Origin of the sequence: Clostridium neonatale (assembly GCF_001458595.1) — a bacterium.
Taxonomy (GTDB): Bacteria; Bacillota; Clostridia; order Clostridiales; family Clostridiaceae; genus Clostridium; species Clostridium neonatale.
Genome location: NZ_LN890328.1, coordinates 521,468 through 542,738, shown reverse-complemented (window position 1 = coordinate 542,738; position 21,271 = coordinate 521,468). Strand labels below are relative to the sequence as shown.

At 27.6% G+C, this 21,271-nt stretch carries 21 protein-coding genes and 2 pseudogenes; 1 reads left to right on the top strand and 22 read right to left on the bottom strand.

All coding sequences use genetic code 11. The features are described from left to right. Positions 1 to 12 precede the first annotated feature (12 nt). The 16 genes and pseudogenes from BN2920_RS09610 to BN2920_RS21390 form a co-directional block, all read right to left on the bottom strand. Entirely contained in the window at positions 13 to 612 is a 600-nt protein-coding gene (locus tag BN2920_RS09610) for an MBL fold metallo-hydrolase (RefSeq protein WP_058294798.1), read from the bottom strand. Positions 613 to 642: 30 nt separating this feature from the next. Then, on the bottom strand, positions 643 to 1,092 hold the full coding sequence (gene dtd / locus BN2920_RS09605; RefSeq protein ID WP_058294797.1) for a D-aminoacyl-tRNA deacylase: 450 nt from the start codon (positions 1,090 to 1,092) through the stop codon (positions 643 to 645). A 36-nt stretch (positions 1,093 to 1,128) separates the two neighbouring features. Beyond that, positions 1,129 to 3,342 (bottom strand): RelA/SpoT family protein, encoded by a 2,214-nt coding sequence (locus tag BN2920_RS09600; RefSeq protein WP_058294796.1) that lies wholly within the window; start codon positions 3,340 to 3,342, stop codon positions 1,129 to 1,131. Between the two features lie 290 nt (positions 3,343 to 3,632). Further along, the gene (locus BN2920_RS09595) at positions 3,633 to 4,151 is read right to left on the bottom strand and encodes an adenine phosphoribosyltransferase (RefSeq protein WP_058294795.1); all 519 of its coding nucleotides are present in this window, start codon (positions 4,149 to 4,151) and stop codon (positions 3,633 to 3,635) included. A gap of 58 nt (positions 4,152 to 4,209) precedes the next feature. Beyond that, positions 4,210 to 5,076 (bottom strand): DHH family phosphoesterase, encoded by an 867-nt coding sequence (locus tag BN2920_RS09590; RefSeq protein WP_058294794.1) that lies wholly within the window; start codon positions 5,074 to 5,076, stop codon positions 4,210 to 4,212. 129 nt (positions 5,077 to 5,205) lie between these two features. Beyond that, a pseudogene (gene secF / locus BN2920_RS22500) lies at positions 5,206 to 6,069 on the bottom strand (protein translocase subunit SecF); the annotation flags it as partial. 24 nt (positions 6,070 to 6,093) lie between these two features. Then, positions 6,094 to 7,341, bottom strand: a pseudogene (gene secD, locus BN2920_RS22495) (protein translocase subunit SecD); the annotation flags it as partial. 338 nt (positions 7,342 to 7,679) lie between these two features. After that, complete coding sequence (locus BN2920_RS09580; RefSeq protein WP_058294792.1) at positions 7,680 to 8,048, bottom strand: TIGR04086 family membrane protein; 369 nt, start codon at positions 8,046 to 8,048, stop codon at positions 7,680 to 7,682. A 61-nt stretch (positions 8,049 to 8,109) separates the two neighbouring features. Next, a complete protein-coding gene (gene yajC / locus BN2920_RS09575) occupies positions 8,110 to 8,388 on the bottom strand; it encodes a preprotein translocase subunit YajC (protein ID WP_058294791.1) in 279 nt (92 codons plus the stop codon). Positions 8,389 to 8,670: 282 nt separating this feature from the next. Further along, positions 8,671 to 9,807, bottom strand: a complete 1,137-nt coding sequence (tgt, locus tag BN2920_RS09570; RefSeq protein WP_058294790.1) for a tRNA guanosine(34) transglycosylase Tgt — start codon at positions 9,805 to 9,807, stop codon at positions 8,671 to 8,673. Positions 9,808 to 10,135: 328 nt separating this feature from the next. Beyond that, entirely contained in the window at positions 10,136 to 11,161 is a 1,026-nt protein-coding gene (gene queA / locus BN2920_RS09565) for a tRNA preQ1(34) S-adenosylmethionine ribosyltransferase-isomerase QueA (RefSeq protein WP_058294789.1), read from the bottom strand. A 127-nt stretch (positions 11,162 to 11,288) separates the two neighbouring features. Then, the gene (ruvB, locus tag BN2920_RS09560) at positions 11,289 to 12,326 is read right to left on the bottom strand and encodes a Holliday junction branch migration DNA helicase RuvB (RefSeq protein WP_058294788.1); all 1,038 of its coding nucleotides are present in this window, start codon (positions 12,324 to 12,326) and stop codon (positions 11,289 to 11,291) included. Between the two features lie 212 nt (positions 12,327 to 12,538). After that, positions 12,539 to 13,135: a Holliday junction branch migration protein RuvA gene (gene ruvA / locus BN2920_RS09555; protein ID WP_058294787.1), complete on the bottom strand. Its 597-nt coding sequence runs from the start codon at positions 13,133 to 13,135 to the stop codon at positions 12,539 to 12,541. Between the two features lie 339 nt (positions 13,136 to 13,474). Further along, entirely contained in the window at positions 13,475 to 14,044 is a 570-nt protein-coding gene (locus BN2920_RS09550; RefSeq protein WP_058294786.1) for a hypothetical protein, read from the bottom strand. A gap of 84 nt (positions 14,045 to 14,128) precedes the next feature. After that, positions 14,129 to 14,998 carry a radical SAM/SPASM domain-containing protein gene (locus tag BN2920_RS09545; protein ID WP_058294785.1) on the bottom strand — a complete coding sequence of 290 codons (870 nt, stop codon included), beginning with the start codon at positions 14,996 to 14,998 and terminating at the stop codon, positions 14,129 to 14,131. 150 nt (positions 14,999 to 15,148) lie between these two features. Continuing rightward, complete coding sequence (locus BN2920_RS21390; RefSeq protein ID WP_157065772.1) at positions 15,149 to 15,325, bottom strand: hypothetical protein; 177 nt, start codon at positions 15,323 to 15,325, stop codon at positions 15,149 to 15,151. Positions 15,326 to 15,477: 152 nt separating this feature from the next. Here BN2920_RS21390 and BN2920_RS09540 point away from each other — a divergent pair, with 152 nt between their 5' ends. Further along, positions 15,478 to 15,975: a hypothetical protein gene (locus BN2920_RS09540; protein ID WP_141443157.1), complete on the top strand. Its 498-nt coding sequence runs from the start codon at positions 15,478 to 15,480 to the stop codon at positions 15,973 to 15,975. A 46-nt stretch (positions 15,976 to 16,021) separates the two neighbouring features. Here the strand turns inward: BN2920_RS09540 and BN2920_RS09535 are convergent, their stop codons facing one another. The 6 genes from BN2920_RS09535 to BN2920_RS09510 form a co-directional block, all read right to left on the bottom strand. Then, positions 16,022 to 17,200, bottom strand: coding sequence for a L,D-transpeptidase family protein (locus BN2920_RS09535; RefSeq protein WP_058294783.1), 1,179 nt, complete (start codon positions 17,198 to 17,200; stop codon positions 16,022 to 16,024). 442 nt (positions 17,201 to 17,642) lie between these two features. Continuing rightward, on the bottom strand, positions 17,643 to 18,254 hold the full coding sequence (locus BN2920_RS09530) for a hypothetical protein (protein ID WP_058294782.1): 612 nt from the start codon (positions 18,252 to 18,254) through the stop codon (positions 17,643 to 17,645). A 93-nt stretch (positions 18,255 to 18,347) separates the two neighbouring features. After that, positions 18,348 to 18,542, bottom strand: a complete 195-nt coding sequence (locus tag BN2920_RS09525; RefSeq protein WP_058294781.1) for a hypothetical protein — start codon at positions 18,540 to 18,542, stop codon at positions 18,348 to 18,350. A gap of 170 nt (positions 18,543 to 18,712) precedes the next feature. Next, complete coding sequence (gene fliB / locus BN2920_RS09520) at positions 18,713 to 19,924, bottom strand: flagellin lysine-N-methylase (protein WP_058294780.1); 1,212 nt, start codon at positions 19,922 to 19,924, stop codon at positions 18,713 to 18,715. A 108-nt stretch (positions 19,925 to 20,032) separates the two neighbouring features. After that, positions 20,033 to 20,548, bottom strand: coding sequence for a zf-HC2 domain-containing protein (locus tag BN2920_RS09515; RefSeq protein ID WP_058294779.1), 516 nt, complete (start codon positions 20,546 to 20,548; stop codon positions 20,033 to 20,035). Then, on the bottom strand, positions 20,545 to 21,036 hold the full coding sequence (locus BN2920_RS09510; protein ID WP_058294778.1) for an RNA polymerase sigma factor: 492 nt from the start codon (positions 21,034 to 21,036) through the stop codon (positions 20,545 to 20,547). Before BN2920_RS09510 ends, BN2920_RS09515 begins: the two co-directional genes overlap by 4 nt. Positions 21,037 to 21,271: the final 235 nt, after the last annotated feature.

Here is a 21,271-nt window from a genome sequence, read left to right as displayed (position 1 = left end):
CAATTTATATTTTTATAAAAACGGATTGTATTTCTTTTCATGTTCTATTGTTGTCATATCTCCATGTCCTGGATAGACATCAACTTTGTCACCTAACGGAAGTAATTTTTCTTTTATACTATTAATAATTTCACTCATACTTCCTCCTATAAAATCAGTTCTACCTATAGATCCATTAAAAAGAGTATCTCCCGTAAATACTTTATCATTATTTAATAAGAAACAAAGTCCGCCTTTTGTATGTCCTGGAGTTTCCAAAACTTTAATGATTTCATCACCTAATTTTAAGATATCATTTTCTTTTAAATATCCAGAAGCTTTAGGTAATGTTCCAAATACAAAATCATCTTTTTCCATATATTCTTCATCAGCCTTACTAATATAAAATGGAATATTATACTTCTTTACTAAATCTATAACCCCACCAACATGATCCATATGTCCATGAGTAAGTAAAATAAACTTAGGCTTTGCATTTAACTTATCTATTTGTGATATTAGTCTTTGTGAATCTCCACCTGGATCTATAATACCACATTCTTTTGTATTTTCTTCTACTAATATATAACAGTTTGCATCATATATTCCTGCTGGAATTGCCTCAATTATCAAAACTTTCACCCTTTTCTTTAATAATATTATTTAAAACTGTCTTTTACTATCAAGTAATATAGTTACTGGTCCATCATTATTTATTTGAACTTTCATATCTGCACCAAATTCTCCTGTTTCCACTTTAAGACCAGATTTTTTTATAATATCAACAAATTTTTCATAAATAACTTTTGCTTCTTCTCCGCTTTTGGCCTGCATAAAATTAGGTCTTCTTCCTTTTCTACAGTCTCCGTATAATGTAAATTGTGATATTATCAAAAGCTCTCCTTTAACATCTTGAATACATAAGTTCATTTTATCATTTTCATCATGAAAAATTCTTAAGTTGATTATTTTATCTGCTACATACTGTAAATCTTCAATAGTATCATCATTACATATTCCAATGAGAACATTAAGGCCATTATTTATTTCTCCTATGGTCTTATTATCCACAGTAACGCTTGAAGATGTTACCCTTTGAATAACTGCACGCATAATTCTACTCCTCATTATTCTGATCAAGATTAAAATCTAACTATTCATTCTGTATACATCTAATACGCCTTTTAATCTTTTTATTTTTTTCATTAAATCTTGTAAACTATCTATTGATGTTATTTTTACCTTAACATTTATATATGCATATCCTTCTTTTGCTAAATTTGCATTTACAGCACTTAATTGAAGCTTAAGATCTGTAATTACGCTCATTATATCAGCAAGAAGTCCTTCTCTATCTTCTGCTTTTACTTGAATTTCAGCAAAATAAGCAGTGCCCTTAGGTTCTCCCCAGTTTACCTCAACAACTCTATCTTTATCTGTATTAATTAGATTTTGCAAATTAATACAATCTTTTCTATGAACAGATACCCCTCTACCTTTGGTTATATATCCTAATATATCATCACCTGGAACCGGACTACAGCATTTTGCAAATCTAATCATAAGATTACTTTCACCTTTTACTGTAATTCCTTGACTACTTGGCTGTTGTCTCAAAGATTTTGCAATCTGTTCTTCTATTGATTTATTTAAAATTTCTGTATTTTCCTTTTCTTTCGAAGTTTTATCTACACCAATTCCATTATCTTCTTTAAGCCTTGAAACAAAAGTAGATACTGCTAAGCCACCTATACCAAACAATGCATGAAAGTCTTCAATATTATGAATATTATACCTTTTAACCATTTTTTCATAAATATCACCTTTAGCTATATCTGCATAACTTACACCTTGCTTTTTAAGTTCTTTATCAAGTAATTCCTTCCCTTTTAAAATATTTTCTTCCTTTTTAGCTTTTTTAAACCATAATTTAATTTTACTTTTTGATTGATTACTTTTTGCAATATTAAGCCAATCCATATTAGGACCTTTTGAATTAGGTGATGTTAATATCTCAACGATTTCTCCTGTTTTTAAAGTATAATCTAAAGGAACTATTTTCCCATTTACTTTAGCACCTACGCATTTATTCCCTACATCTGTATGTATTCTATACGCAAAGTCAATAGGTGTCGCCGCCCTGCATAAATTAATTACAGTACCTTTTGGTGTAAATACAAAAACTTCATCTGAAAATAAATCTATTTTAAATCCTTCAATAAATTCTTCTGCATCAGAAGTTTCTTTCTGCCATTCAAGCATATCTCTAAGCCATACAAGCTTCTTTTCAAAATCTTTTTCTTTTTCCTGTTCTGAAGTACCAGTATCACCTTCTTTATACTTCCAGTGAGCAGCTATACCATATTCTGCTGTTTTGTGCATTTCAAAAGTTCTTATTTGTATTTCAAATGTTTTACCTTGGGGTCCTATTACAGTTGTATGTAAAGATTGATACATGTTAGGTTTCGGCATAGCAATGTAATCTTTAAATCTTCCTGGTATTGGTTTATAAATTGTATGAACTATTCCAAGAACTGCATAACAATCTTTAACTGAATTAACAAGTATTCTTATAGCTGTTAAGTCAAATATCTGCTCTAAGCTCTTATTTTTTGTAACCATTTTTCTATATATACTATAGAAATGTTTTGGTCTACCATCTATATCTGCATCAATTCCTGAAGATTCAAGTTTTTCATAGAGGTCTTTTATTATATCTTTTATGTACGTTTCTCTTTCAACTCTTTTTTCTGCTATGTCTCTTACTAAATCATAATATTCTTTTTCATGCAAATATCTAAAGCATAAATCTTCAAGTTCCCATTTTATCTTAGACATACCTAATCTATGTGCAAGCGGAGCATATATATCTAATGTTTCCTTTGCCTTATTTTTCTGCTTATTGACAGGCATATATTTAAGAGTTCTCATATTATGTAATCTATCTGCAAGCTTTATTATGATAACTCTTATATCTTTAGCCATAGCAAGAAGCATCTTTCTTACATTATCAGCTTGCTGCTCTTCTTTTGTTTTATATTCCATTTCACCTAATTTGGTAAGCTTAGTTACACCTTCAACAAGATTGGCAATTTCTTCATTAAAAAGTTTTACTGTATCTTCATAAGAACATTCAGTATCCTCTATAACATCATGTAACAATCCTGCTACAATCGTATTTGTATCCATGCCCATATCAGCTAAAATTTCAGCTACTGCTAATGGATGTATTATATAAGGTTCACCTGATTCTCTTTTTTGTTCTTTATGAGCATTTTCTGCAAAATAGTATGCTTTTTTAACCATTTCAATGTCAACATTATGACAATTCTTCTGGATTTTTTCTAATAATTCATCAATCATAAGGATTTGCTCTCCTTCTACAAATTATAAATATATAAGTAAATCAAAGGCTGGTATGTAAAACCAGCCCTACCATTCTAATAATTAATAATTATATATTATTTTCGAATTATTTTCAATAATGTAATCAATCATAGGTATTTAAATTTATTCAACTTATTTTTCTTTTATATTTTATCATTTTATAAAATAGTATATTTATATATTATTTTATCATTATATAGATTTATAAATAAAATAAGTTACTTAAAAATAGAAATTAGTATTCTACTTTTAAATAACTTATTTTATTAAAATTCATATTTAGTTAATGAATATACATCATATCCTTCTAATTTCTTTTTACCTTCTAATCCTGTAAGCTCTATAACAAAATCTAATGAAGCTACTATTCCCCCTGCACTTTCAACAAGATCAGCAACCGCTTTTATAGTTCCACCAGTAGCTAATAAGTCATCAATTATTGCAACTCTTTGTCCTGGCTTTATTGCATCCTTATGTATTTGTAATTCATCTTGACCATATTCCAAATCATATTTCATTGATATAGTTTCATAAGGTAATTTTCCTGGTTTTCTTACTGGAACAAAACCTACACCTAATGCATACGCAACAGGAACTCCAAAAATAAAGCCTCTAGCTTCTGGTCCAACTACAAGATCTATTTCCTTATCTTTTAAATAAGTAACTATTTCATCAATTGAAGCCTTTAATCCATCTCCATCCCCAATTAATGTAGTTATATCTTTAAAACTTATACCTTCCTTAGGGAAATTTTCAATCACTCTTATTTTTTCTTTAAAATCCATGTTAATTCCTCCACAACCTGCATTTTAACAAGATTAATATAATATTAACAAACTTTTGCTAATTGCTTAAAACTTTGTTTTTTTTCAATCTATATAAGTATTTAACAATTTGATTTGATCTATCTTTATCATTTGTTGTTAAAAGTTCTAATACTATTCTAGCATTATCAGTCACTCCAACAGCTCCTATTGGTGGTACTAGAAAATCTATTATCGTATCAACGCCATCATTATCAAATTCCTCTATTTTGTTAAATTCTATTATTGATCTTAACCCATTATTATTAGTATTTACTAAAAACTTATTTCCTTCTTTAATAAACACCTCATTTTCGCCTTTAGATGTTACATTAGACCATTTTACGCCTATAAGTATTAGATCTAAATATTTATTAATACTTTTCATATTATAATATATAGAAATAGCTTGCATTAATTTAAATGCCAATCCACTTGTTGATAAATTTTTATATTTGTACTGACACCCTTTTTGATTAGGATTAATATATATGTAGTCATCTACGAGATCACTTACTTCATTTTCAAGAATAATTAAATCTATACCAAGCTTTTTACATAGTTCAACTTCATCTTTTGATTTTAATCCTACACCCAAAGTAATAAGGAGCTCAGCACCTAAAAAATCTACATTTTCTTTAATATCTTTTGAATTTATTCTAGCATCATTATCTTGTCTATCATATATTAAATACTCAACATCTGCATTTAAATATCTCAGCAAAAGAATCAGTGATGATACTGCACAAATTCCATCAACATTATATGTACCATAAATGACAATTTTTTGTCTATTATTAATAGCTAAAGCTAATCTATTAATTGCTCTCTTCATACCTTTAAGTTCAAACGGGTCATATCCAGTAATATAATTTGGACAATATATACTTTCCCAGAATTTACGCACGGCTTCTTCCTCCATAAAATTAGAAAACAAATATATTATATATGATTCTAACCATTTTTACAATTACTTTATTAAAAAATTAAAAACCTCCAATAATAATGCTAGAGGTTTTTAATATTCTACCAGTAATTATATACCTTGCAACTTTTTCTTAGGGGATTTATTAAATTTTTCTTTCAATAATACCCATATTGGTGAAGCTATGAATATTGAAGAATATGCCCCTGCTGCTATACCTACTATAAGAGGTGTAGAGAATTCTCTAACTGTTGGCACAAATATATTAACTGCAGTTATTGTTATAAGCGTTGACGCAGATGTATATATTGATCTCTTTAATGTATCATTTATTCCTTTATTCGCTATTTCAGTTGGAACAGCTCTTCTCATCTTCCTAGAATCTTCTCTTATTCTATCAAATATTACTATTGTGTCATTAATTGAGTAGCCAATAACTGTTAAGATAGCTGCAATAAACGGAGTATTAACAGGCACCCTAAAAATAGCATAAAAACTAATTGTAAGTAAAACATCATGTATTACAGCAATTACAGCTGCACTACCAAATTTAAACTCAAATCTTATTCCAACATATATAAGTATCATTAAAAATGCTGCGAGTACTGCCAATACAGAACTTCTTGTTAATTCTTTTCCTATAGATGCACCTATTTCGTCTTGAGATACTAAAGCACTATCCTCTAAATTATACTTTTCTTTTAAATCATTCATTATTTTAGATACTTTAGAACTATCTAAATCCTTTGATTTTATTTCGTATTCATTTTTATCGGATATACTTGTTACTGCATCTTTAGCATATGATTTAACTATTGAATCCAACTCTTCCTTGTTTGCATTGTCATTAACTTGTATTGTTACCTCAGTTCCACCAAGAAAATCTAAACCATAGTTTAATCCTTTAAAACACATAGTTCCAAGCCCAATAACTATTATAATTGCTGACATGCAAATCCATATTTTTGATTTTCCAATTATATCAAAGACTACTCTCTTCTTTTCTTTTTGGCTTACTCCAAAATGTGATAATTTTTTCAATATTCCCATTTCAACAGCTAAATTAGTAAGCACTTTTGTTACTACTAATGCAGTAAATAAACTTACTAAAATACCTATCATAAGAGTAATAGCAAACCCTTTTACTGATCCTGACCCTATAAAATATAAGATCAAAGCAGAAAGAATAGTTGTTACATTCGAATCTACTATTGAAGAAAGTGCATGTTCTGATCCTGCCTTAACAGCTGATCTTACTGATAATCCCTTTCTCAATTCATCTTTAGTTCTTTCATAGATTAATATATTAGCATCAACTGCCATACCAATGGTTAGCAGCAATGCGGCTATTCCCGGAAGGGTTAATGTCACTCCTATTTCTGCAAAAATGAATAATATTAACAATATATATAATGTTAATGCTATGTCTGCTATAATACCTTGAACTCTATAGATTGCTATCATTAAAACAAAAATTAGTCCAACACCAACAACAGCAGCTTTCATAGCATTAGGAAGAGCTTCTTGTCCAAGTTGTGCTCCAACATTCTTAACAGAAACAGCTTTCACTGTAACTGGAAGAGCTCCTGAGTTGATTATTCCTGCAAGTTTTTTATTTTCTTCTAATGTCTTTGTTCCTGTTATACTAGCTCTGCCATCTGTAATTTGAGTTTGTACTGTTGGAGATATTAAAAGTTCATCATCCATATAAATTGAAATCGCTTGGCCTATATATTTTTTAGTTGCTTCTGCAAATTTCTTTTGCCCTTCGGCATTTAGTTCCAGTCCGACTTCTGAACCACCATTATTTTGATTTAATTGTGCTGTTGCATTTTTTATGTCTTTACCTGTTAATATTTCTTCTCCATCAGGTCCTTTAAATACTAAATTACCTGATTTTCCCAAGCTTTCTACAAGACCATTTGAATCACTATATCCAGGGATATCAACTCTTATTCTCTTATCCCCTTCTGTAGTAACTACTGTTTCAGCAACTCCAAGAGAATTGACTCTAAGTTCAAGATGCTGCTTAGTATTTTCCAGCTGCTCTCTAGTTACATTATCTTGTTGTATTTCCATTAATACAGAAACACCACCTTGTAAGTCAAGACCTTTTGTTATCACTTTATCAAAAGATTTAAATTCATATCCACCTAGAATAAAACCTTTAAATCCTGCAAAAGCTAAAAATCCAATTACAGCTACTATCAAAACAAATAGTACTGAACTTTTGCTTTTTTTCTTCATGTTGATCCCCTCCACGTATTATGTCTTTGCTTCACTAGTAAACTTAATACTATTTGTTTTGAAGCTTTCGTTCATTTATTAACATTTTATATTGTTATGTAACCAAAACAATATTTAAAATTAAGAAATATAAAAATATATTGCAACTTTTATAATTCTTAATTTTAAACTTTTTTTATCATACAATCAATACATTGTTCATTATAGCACACTATAATTTCTTAATAAAGTATTTATTATCCTTATAATATATAATTATAAATTCTTACCAAATCGTTTTTCTTTGATATTAAGCTTATGTAAATATGTTATAAATTTCAAATGTTATCTTATCACTTTTATAAATTTATACCTAGCATTCCTGCTAATGTTCCAATAGTCATTGCAATTGCTAATTTTGCTAATTCAAATAATTTAAATGATAATTCTCCACTTAATAAACATGACAAAATGAATAACACTAAATAATAGCCTATTGCTACTCCAAATCCTACAAGCCATCCTTTTGATTCATTTTTCTTTGCTCCAATTATAGCGCCTATGCTTAAAGCAATTAATGAAATGATTACATATAACATATTAAATATACTTTCACTGAACACAAACTTCGTCATTATGGCCGAAAGAATTACTACACCTACAAGACTAAGTAATATTGATCCAACAGTTCCTTTACACACTGATTTTAAATATTTATTTTTTTCCATAAAAATAACACCTCCTAGTATATCATTTTATGAAATATAGAGAGGTATTATGATAATTTTATTATTCGTTTGTTGCTTTATAAGCTATTCCACTTTTATCTAACTTAATCTTTGTTTTAGCAGAACTTGTTTCAATTGTAACACTTTTATCATCTATATGAGATATCTTACCTATAATTCCACCTCTAGTTACAATTTCATCATTTACTTTTAATTCATCAACCATAGATTGATATTTTTTCTTTCTTTTCTTTTCTGGAACAATTAATAAGAAATAGAAAATTATAAACATTAATATGATAGGTCCAATGTTTATAAGTAATGTCATAAAATTATTCATTTTGCACCTCCAAGGTTATTCTTATTGGATTCTTAGTTTCCATGATAAATAGTTTATAGGTATTATGAACTAATATCAACATTATTTAACCACTGTTAACTATTTGTTCATATATTTATTATATACTACCAAAAATAGTTTTTAAATTCCATTGTAATTAATCACAAATAAATTATCATTACATTTATAATATATTAGCCATTAATATATATTTTATACAAAAGATGTATTGGAACAATTTAATTCTAATACATCTTTTTATTATATCATTAGCAAAAAATATTATTTATTTCCCCATGATTTTAATTTTTCTTCTTTAAATTCTTCAAAGCATCCATCATCAATAGCATCTCTTATTTCAGCCATTAATTTATTATAGAAGTATAAATTATGTAATACACAAAGTCTCATTGCAAGCATTTCTTTTGCTTTAAATAAATGTCTTATATATGCTCTTGTATAATGCTTACAAGCAGGACATTCGCAGCCTTCTTCTATAGGTTTTTTATCAAGTTCATATTTTGCATTCATTAAATTAAGCTTTCCTTCTTTTGTATACACATTACCATGCCTTCCATTTCTGGCTGGAAGTACACAATCAAAGAAATCTACGCCTCGAGACACAGCCTCTAAAATATTCTCAGGTGTTCCAACTCCCATTAAATATATCGGTTTATCTTCTGGAAGATGTGGTACAACTGCATCTATTATTCTATACATATCCTCATGACTTTCTCCAACTGCAAGGCCTCCAATAGCATATCCATCCAAGTCCAATTTTGTTATTTCCTTAGCATGTGCTATTCTAATATCTTCATAAGTCCCACCTTGGTTTATACCAAATAACATTTGCTCTTTATTTATAGTATCCGGCATTGAATTTAATCTATCCATCTCTTTTTTACATCTTTCAAGCCATCTTGTTGTTCTTGCTACAGAATTTTCTACATATTCTCTAGTTGATGGATTTGGAATGCATTCGTCAAATGCCATTGCAATAGTAGAAGCAAGATTACTTTGAATTTGCATAGATTCCTCTGGTCCCATAAATATTTTCTTACCATCTATGTGAGAATTAAAGTAAACACCTTCTTCTTTTATCTTTCTCATTGCTGAAAGTGAAAACACTTGGAATCCACCTGAATCTGTAAGAATTGGTCTATCCCAATTCATAAATTCATGCAATCCACCTAATTCCCTAACAACTTTATCAGTAGGCCTTAAGTGAAGATGGTATGTATTAGATAGTTCAACTTGACATCCAATTTCTTTTAAATCCATACTTGATACAGCACCTTTTATAGCTGCCAAAGTACCAACATTCATAAATACAGGGGTTTGTATTGTACCATGAGGAGTTTCAAACTGCCCTCTTCTAGCATTTCCATCTTTTTTTAATAGTGTATATCTTTTGCTCATAAGCGACACCTCTTACTTTTAGTATTTTATATAAACGGTTAATGTCACCTCACCGATTTTTTCAATTCACAATGCACAATGCACGATTCACAATTAATGATGAAACGCATTGCCTTTCTTTAAATATATTTTGGTTCATCCTGAAATTTTGCCATAAATAATACTCTACATCACTTATATGCCTATTTACTTGGTTTTGAATAAAGAATTGATGTTGAAAAATCACCTTTCACAAAATTCTGTGATGAACCTATATTTTTTTAGAAATTCCTCTAAGGAATTTCATCCTTAATTGTGAATTTTGAATTGTGAACTGTGAATTGTTGAATTATTTTATAAACATCGCATCTCCAAATGAGAAGAATCTATATCTTTCTTTTACTGCTTCTTCATATGCTTTCATTGTATGCTCTTTACCTGCAAGTGTAGAAACAAGCATAATTAAAGTTGATTCTGGCAAATGGAAATTTGTTATTAATATATCTACTACCTTAAATTTATATCCAGGATAGATAAATATATTAGTCCATCCACTTTGTTCTTTTACAAAACCATTTTCATCTCCAATAGTTTCAAGTGTTCTTGTAGATGTTGTACCAACAGAAATTATTTTATTTCCTCTTTTTTTAGTTTCATTTATTATATCTGCACTTTCTTTAGATAGAATATAGAACTCTGAATGCATTTCATGTTCTTCTATCTTTTCAACTTTTACTGGTCTAAATGTTCCAAGACCTACATGTAAAGTCAAGTAAACAATATTTACACCTTTTTCTTTTATTTGCTCTAGTAATTCTTTTGTAAAGTGCAGTCCGGCTGTTGGTGCTGCTGCTGATCCATTTTCCTTTGAATAAACAGTTTGATATCTTTCTTTATCTTCAAGTTTTTCATGAATATATGGTGGAAGTGGCATTTCCCCCAATGAATCTAATACTTCTTCAAATATTCCCTTATAATAAAATTCTACAATTCTATTTCCATTTTCCAAAACTTCTACTACTTCTGCCTTAAGCTTACCTTCACCAAATGAAAATCTTCTACCTTCCCTAGCTGACTTCCCTGGTTTAGCTAAGCATTCCCACTTATCTCCTTTTATTCTCTTAAGTAAAAGGAATTCTATTTTCCCTCCAGTCTTTTCCTTTTCACCAATAAGTCTCGCAGGCATTACTCTAGTATTATTTAACACTAGAGTATCACCTTTATTTAAATACTCTATGATATCATGAAAAGTCCTATGAGTAATTTCTCCGCTTTCTTTGTCTAGCACCATAAGTCTTGAAGTATCTCTTTTTTCTAATGGGTGTTGTGCTATTAGTTCCTCCGGTAAATAAAAATCAAAATCTTTTACGTCCATAATATATTATCTCCTTTTTTAATGGACAATAAACAATCTACATTTAACATTTGTTAATACTTCAATAACACAAAGTTATTGCTTATACTATAACTGTCACATGTCAACTGTCAACTGCCAACTGTAATCATTCCTCATCAAACAAATTAACTTGTATATTATTTTTTTTCTTAGACGGATTAACACGTCCTAAATGTTCATAAGCTTTGTCACTTGCAATTCTTCCCCTTGGCGTTCTAATTATAAAACCTTGTTGAAGTAAATATGGTTCATATACATCTTCTATAGTTCCAAGCTCTTCTCCAATAAAGTATGATAAAGTTTCTATACCAACTGGTCCTCCATTAAAGTTATCTACAATTGCTTCCAATATCTTATTATCAACTTTATCAAAACCTTGATTATCAACTTCTAATAATTCTAATGCATTTCTAGCCTCTTTTAATGAAATTAATTTGTTAGCTTTTACTTCTGAATAATCCCTAACTCTTTTTAATAGTCTATTAGCAATCCTCGGAGTTCCTCGTGATCTTCTTGCAATTTCAAGTGCACCTTCTTCAGTAATATCACATCCAAATACAGCAGCACTTCTTACTACAATTTCTCTAAGTTCTTCATTTGTATAATATTCCATTGCACATAATACACCAAATCTATCTCTAAGTGGTGCTGTAAGCATTCCAATTCTCGTTGTTGCTCCTATAAGTGTAAACTTAGGGAGATCAATTCTTATAGACTTTGCTGCTGCACCTTTTCCTATGACGATATCCAGTGAGTAATCTTCCATGGCCGGATATAATATTTCTTCAACACTTCTATTTAATCTATGAATTTCATCTATAAATAAAACATCATAATCTTTTAATGATGTTAATATTGCAGCTAAATCTCCTGCTCTCTCAATTGCAGGTCCTGATGTTATTTTTAAATCTCCATTCATTTCCTTAGCTATAATATTAGCTAAAGTTGTTTTTCCAAGTCCTGGAGGTCCATATAATAAAACATGATCTAAGGCTTCTTTTCTATTTTGAGCTGCTTTTATAAATATCTCAAGCCTTTCTTTAACTTTTTCTTGACCTATGTACTCACTTATCTTTTGTGGCCTTAAACTTAATTCCGAATTATTATCTTCAAGCATTTCATTTGGAGTAACTATTCGTTCCATTTCTTATTCCACCCCACTTTTTCAGTTAAGAGTTAACAGTGTACAGTTGACAGTTGAATATAAAACCTAATAAAATTCATGCTACTTTCTATTAATTTTATCATTTAACTCAAGAGAATTCTTTTCTATATTTTAATATTATTTTACAAATTCTAATAAAGAATCTCTTTTTTAACTGTTACTTGTCAGCTCTCAACTGTTAACTTTCTTAATTACATCATTAATTGTTTTAATGAATTTTTAATTATATTTTCAACAGTATCATTTTTATCCACATTCTTTAATGCATTTTCTGCTTCTTTTTCACTATATCCTAATGCTATTAAAGCACTTAATGCTTCTGATGAGGCCATTATATTACTCTCATCTCCTGAAACACCACCTACTGAAGAATCAAGTAATTCATCTGGCTTTAGCTTATCTTTAAGTTCAAGTATAATTCTTGCTGCTGTCTTTTTACCAATTCCAACACCTCTACATAGATGTTTTTCATCACCTGTCATAATAGCATATTTTAAATTGTTTACTCTGCTTATTGATAATAATGATAATGCTGCCTTTGCACCAACACCATTTATTGTTAATAATAATTTGAACATTTCAAGTTCTTCACTTGAATCAAAGCCATATAATCCTATAAAATCTTCTCTTACTATTTGCTCTAAATAAAGCTGAACTTCTTCTCCATTTTTAGGCATAGAAGACATAGTAGCCCCTGAGGTAAAGATTTTATATCCTATCCCATTATTCTCTACTATTATATAGTCCTTATTTATTCCTATATATATTCCTTTTATGTATTCATACATAATTGTTTCTCCTCATAATAAATACTCTTACACTAAAATGATAAAGTATAATTTAGATTTAATCTAAATTATACTTTATCATTTTACAATAAATCTTTCAACTCATAAACTCTTATCTTAATATTGTTAATATAAATTTCTTATTAAGGCTTCATAATTTATCCTTTATTTTTATTAACAATTTGTCCAAATTCAGTTTATCTATTATCATCTTCTGAAAAATATTAAACTTAAAACAAAGATGTACTTAACCCAAATTCATATATTATTTTTTAACAAATTTATAATTTGCTTTTAAAACTATATTTGAATTGTTTTAAATACATCTTCACTATTATTTTAAGACAAAAATTCTGACAATCCTTCTTCAGCTTCTTCTTTACTATTATACATAAATTCAAAATTTCTTATTTTTTCTTTATCTATTTGACCCAAACTATCAACTGTCTTAAAGTCTGAATACACATCGGCTGAATTTTCAATTTTTAAATTTCCATCTTTATCAGTTTTATATATTGCTAAATATCCGTCTTTATCACCAATATAATATTTATTAGCTTCTAATGTTTTTGTTGCATCCTTTTTGAACATAAATTCGTTATTAGCATTAACATCAAGTACATAGCCTTGTTTTTCTAACAATTTAATGAGTTCACTTTCTGTCAAATTCTCTGTTATATTTAGTTTACTTTTTAGATCAGCAAGTGAATACTCCTGTTCTTTTTTATCTCCAGCAAATAAGATTATTTTTGTCTTATCATCCAATCCTTCTTTTTCTTTTACTGCGTTTTGAGTTGCAATGTTTGGCTCTTTGCTATAATAATTATCCATACATATATAAGTAAGTGAAAATATAATTGCTAAAGCTATACTCATGCTTAAAAATAATTTTATTTTATTATTTACCATTAATAATCCCTCCTTACTAGGGATTATTGACATATAGTAAAATTTATATACAACTTATATTATAACTTTTATAGTTTTAGTTTTTTATCTTACTCTGCTTATAAATCCACATTTTCTACATAATTCTTCTACTGCTGTTTTATTTGAAAATCCATCATATATTTTTTTAGCCCTATCACAATTTATGATTTCTTCTAAATCATTTTCAAATATGTTTCCAAGAGGTATACTCCCCTCACTATCTAAACAGCATGGCACTACGGTTCCATCAACTAATATTCCAATATGGTCTCTTAATCCATAACAAAAAACTCTTTCATCCATTTCCTCCTCTTTTAAGGATGGCCATTTAAATTTTTCTCCCATATTTATATAAACATTATTTCTTAACTTAAAACTGTTTTTTTCCTTTAATTTTTCTTTCAAATCACAATCTAAATCAAATTTCTCTTCTAATAAATTTAATATATTTTTATTCATATTATTGCTTGCTTTATATTTCGCATCTAAATTCCATAATCTTAAAACAGAAATTATATCGGTTTCTTTACTAGATATTTTTATAAAATTAAGAATTCCATCAACATACTCTTCAAATGTCACTTTATGTTCATTTGCTTCAAAACTATGTAGTGAAAAATTCACCTGCCTAACTGATTTTGAATTTAATAAAATTTCTTTTACATTATTTATTAATGTTCCATTTGTAGTTATATTAACTTTTATTAAGTTCTCTTCACATATATTTAAAAAATCACTAAAATTACTATTTAAAAATGGTTCTCCCATAAGATGCAGATATACATGATTTGTATAAGGTGCAATTTTATTTATGATTTTTGAAAAAGAATCTACACTCATAAATTCTAATTTTCTTGATATTTGGGGACAAAAATTACATTTTAAATTACATATATTTGTTGTTTCTATATAAATTTTTTTAAACTTCTTCACTGTTTTTCTCCAATTCCAAATAGTTTTTGATATTTCATTTACAACTATACACAATAAATTTTAAAAATGCAAAGACATTACTTTATTAAGTACATATTATTTATAGTATTCAAAATAATAAACACTTTTAAAATAATCTCTGCATTACTCTTAATCTTTTTTATTTTTTTCTTTGCTTTTGACTTCAATCAACTTTTTTTCTTCATCTCTTTTTTCTCTTGAATCAAAAAAAACTAAAACATAATATATTAAATGCACTATCAAAAGAATTATACCAATAACAATTAATACAATAGTAAAAGCATGGATTGAATCTGGTACATTCATAACGTTTCCTCTATCATTTTGTATTTATTAATTAATATAAATATATGCACTTTACCATATATAATTTACTTATACAATCAAATTAGCCACTATTATGTAAAATACTTATAATATGCTATAATATTATTATAAATGTAAAACTTAAAATAAGAGTGGAGGTATATATGATTTTAAGTGCTCTTTCTGTATCTAGTCCTTATCAATATCAGCCTTATAATTTTCAATCAACTCCAGCAGCTGAAGCATCTACCTCAAAGTCATCTGAAATCTCTACAGAAGCAAACCTTTCATCTAAAGAAATTCAATCAGGTGAAATCTGTCAAACCTGTAAAGAGAGAAAATATCAAGATGGTTCAGACGATCCTAGTGTATCTTTCAAAGCTGCTGGACATATTGATCCTGAAAATTCCGCCGCTGTAGTTAAAAGCCACGAAATGGAACATGTAGCAAATGAACAAGCTAGTACTAAGTCTAAAGATAAGGACGTTATATCTCAAAGTGTATCTTTACAAACTTCTGTCTGTCCTGAATGCGGCAGGACATATGTTTCAGGTGGTACTACAAAAACTACAACAAAATCCGAAACTACTTTACCTTTTAATTTTGATAAATCAAATCTAAAAGGTAACAACGTAAATGAACTTGTATAAAATATAGCCAAACTCTTTCTTAATAGAGTTTGGCTATATTTTCAATTTACTCTGTATAACATATTATGGGTGTTCCTTCTTCTATATTATCAAATATTTTTTTCGCCAAATAACTAGGTAAATTTACACAGCCATGAGTCCCATCATTTTTATAAACGTTTCCTCCAAAAGCACCTCTCCAACTTGCATCATGAAGTCCTATATTTCCATTAAACGGCATCCAATATTTAACTTTAGATGCATAGTTATCACCTCTAAGTACTGCATCTTTTTGCTTATAATTTAATACATAAGTCCCATTGGGAGTTTTCCATCCTCTTTCCACATTACCCGTTACAACACTTCCTCGAGTTACAAGTTCTCCATCTTTATAAAACCATAATTGCTGTCTTGTAATATTTACTTCAACATAAGTTTTTCCAATATCATTATCCCCTCTATTTTTTGCCTTCTGAATATATACCGGCTCTTTAACTATACTTTGACCACTTTCTATCGCATTTATTAACTCTGTATACTCTTTATCTTTATCAATTCTAAATCCATAGTTTCCACCTTTAACTTCAACCTCTTTACCCACTGAAGTAGCAAATATTCTAGTTTTTCCATAAGTATCATATTTTCGCGATAACTCTTGTACATATTCTTTTATCTTTTCTTTATCAATTCTAGCATTTAGATTTTCATCTATAGTAATCCAACTACTAATAACTCCTCTATCAACTGTTTCTGTTGCTTCATCAAAAGTATATACAATCTTAGATGATACATATTTATCACATATTTTTTTTGCTTCAATAAGCTCTAATGAATTTGAAGTATATATAGGTTTTTCATAACAATTAACTTCTCCAATGTTTACTTTTACTTTTCCATATTGAATAGCTTCTTCAATTTTATTAAATAATTCATCTTTTTTTACCTTATCTCCATATACTTCATCTATAATCTCATATTTAATACCATTAAATTTTAAACTTGCACTTTTAGGTTCTATTGTTTTTTCATCATTTAAGCAATTTAATTTTTCAAAGCTTTCTTTTAATAAATCAATATCATAATTGAAAAATTTATCATGAACATAATTCTTCCTTTTAAAAATTTCATATATCCATATTGAACTTTTTTGTTTATTAATAATGTTATCCAAAATTTCATTTTTATTATATTTTAAATCAATTTCTTTTCCTTTAATATCTTCTACTATGCTATTTCGTTCTTCCAAAGAAATAGTATAGGTTTCTATCTTTCTATTTATCTTTTTTTCTGCTTGTTCAACTGTCTTTCCTGAAATATTTATTCCATTAACGATTGTTCCAAAATAAAAATGACTCTTAAAAAATAATGAAATACATATATAAGTAGTAATAATAGCAGTAGCTACAATTATTTTCTTAATTTCTTGTTTATTTATATCTAAAATAACAATTCCTCCCCCATAACATTTAAATACATATTAAAAGCTGTAAATTTAAATTGTATATTATAATATTATGTAGTTAGGATTCTCTTTATTATTAATAAACCTTTTTTACATAAATAAAATCCAACTTTTTCTGAAATCAGCTTAAAGTTGGATTTTGTATTTATTAATATTATCACTATTGCATATGATATATCACCAATAAAATATATTTTACTCTGAGTTTTAAATCTCATAAAAATATCTATTGTTCTTGCATTCTTTTCACTTTATATTTATCTTTTTCTTTAACTATTTTTATGTTTAAAATGTTATTTAATATTTCTAAACTTCTGACATCATTAATATATTTTATATCATTTTTACTTATTAATTTTTCAATCATTTCTATTATATCATTTATTTCGTCATCATCTAAAATAAAGCCTTCTAAACATTCCCTATTTATATAAGTTAAAGTATGCCATATTTGTTCTTCTGATATGTTATTTATATCTATAAGAACCCAAGTAAAATCTTTTCTTCTTTCACCCTTTGGATATGCTTCTTTGAAAAATTCCAGGAATGTACTTTGTATCTTAGGATCCTTTACTGAAACGTATTTTCCAAGTTGTGCTTTTAACTTATTTTGAAGAAACATGATAGTATTAGGTTTCACTTTATCAGACATCTTATCTATACTTCTATAAATAAAATTATATGTAGATTCTATTTGGTATACTTCCACCTGTTCTTTTATAAGAATTCTAGTCATCTCTATATATTCTAGAATATTCTTCTTACAAGTAAGCTCTTTATTATAAAGTTTTTCCCAAATCTCTTCTCCACTTAAGTTTTCAAAATTAATCTTATCCATATTGTCTTCTTCCTTCTTACATTAATATTTTGCTAATAATATATTGGTTTATTAAATTATATACTTATGTAATAAGGAATTACAATAAATACTTTATCTGTCCACTTTTTCAATCGATGATATATGTTGCGGGCTTATTGTTATTGATTGGTTTGGTATCTTAACTAATCCAGTTCTAAGCTTCATCTCAGAGAACCCTAATCCAGATGAATTCTCATATAAAATTCTTTCTATATTTTCCTCTTCAACATTATACTCTTTTCCGCTATCCATAATAATTTTAACCATTGCTACACCTCATTCTACATTTAATACATCACATTTTAACAAATTAATACATAAATCATTAATATTATACAATTAATGAAATAATATGTCTAACTTATTAATTACTTTATAACAATGATAAAACTAGGATTTAAGTCAAATATTTCTTCCATGCTTTTATATCCTTTATATTATAAAATCATACTTGCAAATTCCATATTATCAAACTCATTTTCCTTTATATATTCTAATATTTCCTCTAAATAATTTTTATCATGTTCTATTGCTTTAGCAAATACCTGAATAAATTTGATTATATTTTCTCTTGAATCTATTTGGTTATCTAAATGCATACCTATTAAATAAAATCTCATTAGAGAATATCTTATTAATAGCATAATATACGCGTCAAACATATATTCACCTTCTGAAAAAGGAAATAAATTATTATACATAAAATTAACTAAGTAATTTTCAAAAATATAGTCATTTTCATTTACATACTTTTCAATATAATACTCAAATTCATATATATATTTATCTGCATTTTTTTCTATATCATAATTATCCTTAGCATTTATTCCATTCAAAACTTGTCTTGTATATCTTTTAAATGTTTCACTATCAATTTCATTAACAATATCTAGAGATTTAATCATATTATTTAGAAATGATACTTGGAAAATATAATTAAGATTATCTTTTTTATATGAATTCCTTGCTAAAGCCACATCATATTCCTTTATAAATTCATTCACATCATCAGTTTCATAATCAACATACTCTAAATTTTCTATAAAATCACCTAATATATAAAGCCTTTCACTTAAAGTAAAATTTCTATCTTTTATTATTTTAATACTGAATCCTCTAATTTCTTTGAAGTAATTTAGCCATGATTCTTCGTCTAAATTTGTTTCTATTTCATCATTTATAATATATTTATTAAATATTTTTTCACTTTCAGCAAGCTCTAATCCTTCCTCCTTTGAAAGAATAAGTCTAGCTGCTTCTGGACACGCTACATCAAGAGACATTTCATATTGATCATCTATTTTATTAATTATTCTTGGAAAAGATGTACACACTTTAGAAAGGTAATTTTCTCCTAATTTACATTGTATATTACAATAATTTTTATCATTTAGGAAGGGGCATCTCTTTTCCTTATTTAATTTAACTTTACCATAATCAGCATTCTCGTTTGTACAATTTCTATTTTCAAAAACATTATCTTTAATAACTACTTTTATTTCATTATCATCAATTTCACTATATTGCTTAAAAGTAATTTTATCTATGTCCACATCCCATCCAACACAGCAGTTATCTTCACATTCTCCACCTATACATTTAAATTCATCAAGATAACTTGGATGTAACAGCTTAATTATTTTTTTCATATTTCTCTTCCTTTTTAAACTTATATTTTTAACTCACTCTTTTAATTCTATCAAAAAAGAAACAATGTTCCTATAAAGAAATGCATTGTTCCTATAGAAATAACTTCCTTACGAATTAAAATATGAAATTAAAATAGGTATAGCTTTAAATAAGATAGGTATTATTATTGGAATTAACCAGAAAAGCCCTTGAGTAAAAAAAGATCCATTTCCAGAATTAATATTTCTTTCTTCTCTTTCATAAAAGCTTTTCTTTGTATCATCTATATCAAAGTCAAAATCTAATACTGGTGCCTGCCACAGTGCAAAACCTGTTATTAATAATGCCGTTATTAGAAATTCTAATGAACCTTCTTCTCTAAACTGTAATGTTGCACCATAAAACATTGGCCAAAATAAATACCATAAAAATTTAAATCTCATTCCCTTAATTATCTTTTTATCATCTGTATTTGGTTTCTCTACCGGTATCTTAAGTTCAGTTTTATAACTTTCACACAATTTTCTACATTCACCACATGATTTTAAGTGGTCTACTATTAAATCATTGGTTTCTTCACATGTAAGACCTTCTATATAATTAGGAAGCAAGTCACGTATTACATAGCATTCTAATTCTTTCATTCTAATTCCTCCTTCAAATCTTCTAGAAGTTTATGTTTATCCCTCATAAAAGTAACTCTTGCCCAGCTCTCTGTCTTACCAAGTATAATTGCAATTTCTCTAAATGTAAGATCATTTATTAATCTAAAAACCATCAAAGATCTATGCGGCTCTTCTAAATTATCTATATATTTAAGAATCTTGCTTACCTGTTCACGCTTTTCATAGCTATCTATCATTTTATCATGAAGTGGAACTTCTTCATCTAACTGTAACATCGGTGGATTCTTTTTAGTCCAATGAAAATATTCATGTCTGGCAATTGTAAAAATCCATGTCTTCAGTGAGCATCTTCCTCTGAATGTAGCTATGCCATTCATAACTTGTAAAAAAGTAGCTTGAAGCATATCTTCTGCAATAACTTCATTACGTGTCATTGAAAGTAGATAATAATAAACATCATCTGAATATGTATAATAAATCTCTTCTACTTCATCATGCCTCCTCATTCCATATCCCCCTTCCTATTAAATTAGAGTATAGAAAAATAATTTTGTTACAAAAAAAGTCTATAAAATAATATATAATTTCTTTATTTTTATCCTATTTTATATATGAATAAATTTCAAGATAATAGTCTATAATTGTAATATCATAATAAATACCACCTAAAAGGGAGATAACTAAATTAATAGTTGTCTCCCTTAATCCAATTAATATAATTCCAAACTTTTATTCTTTATT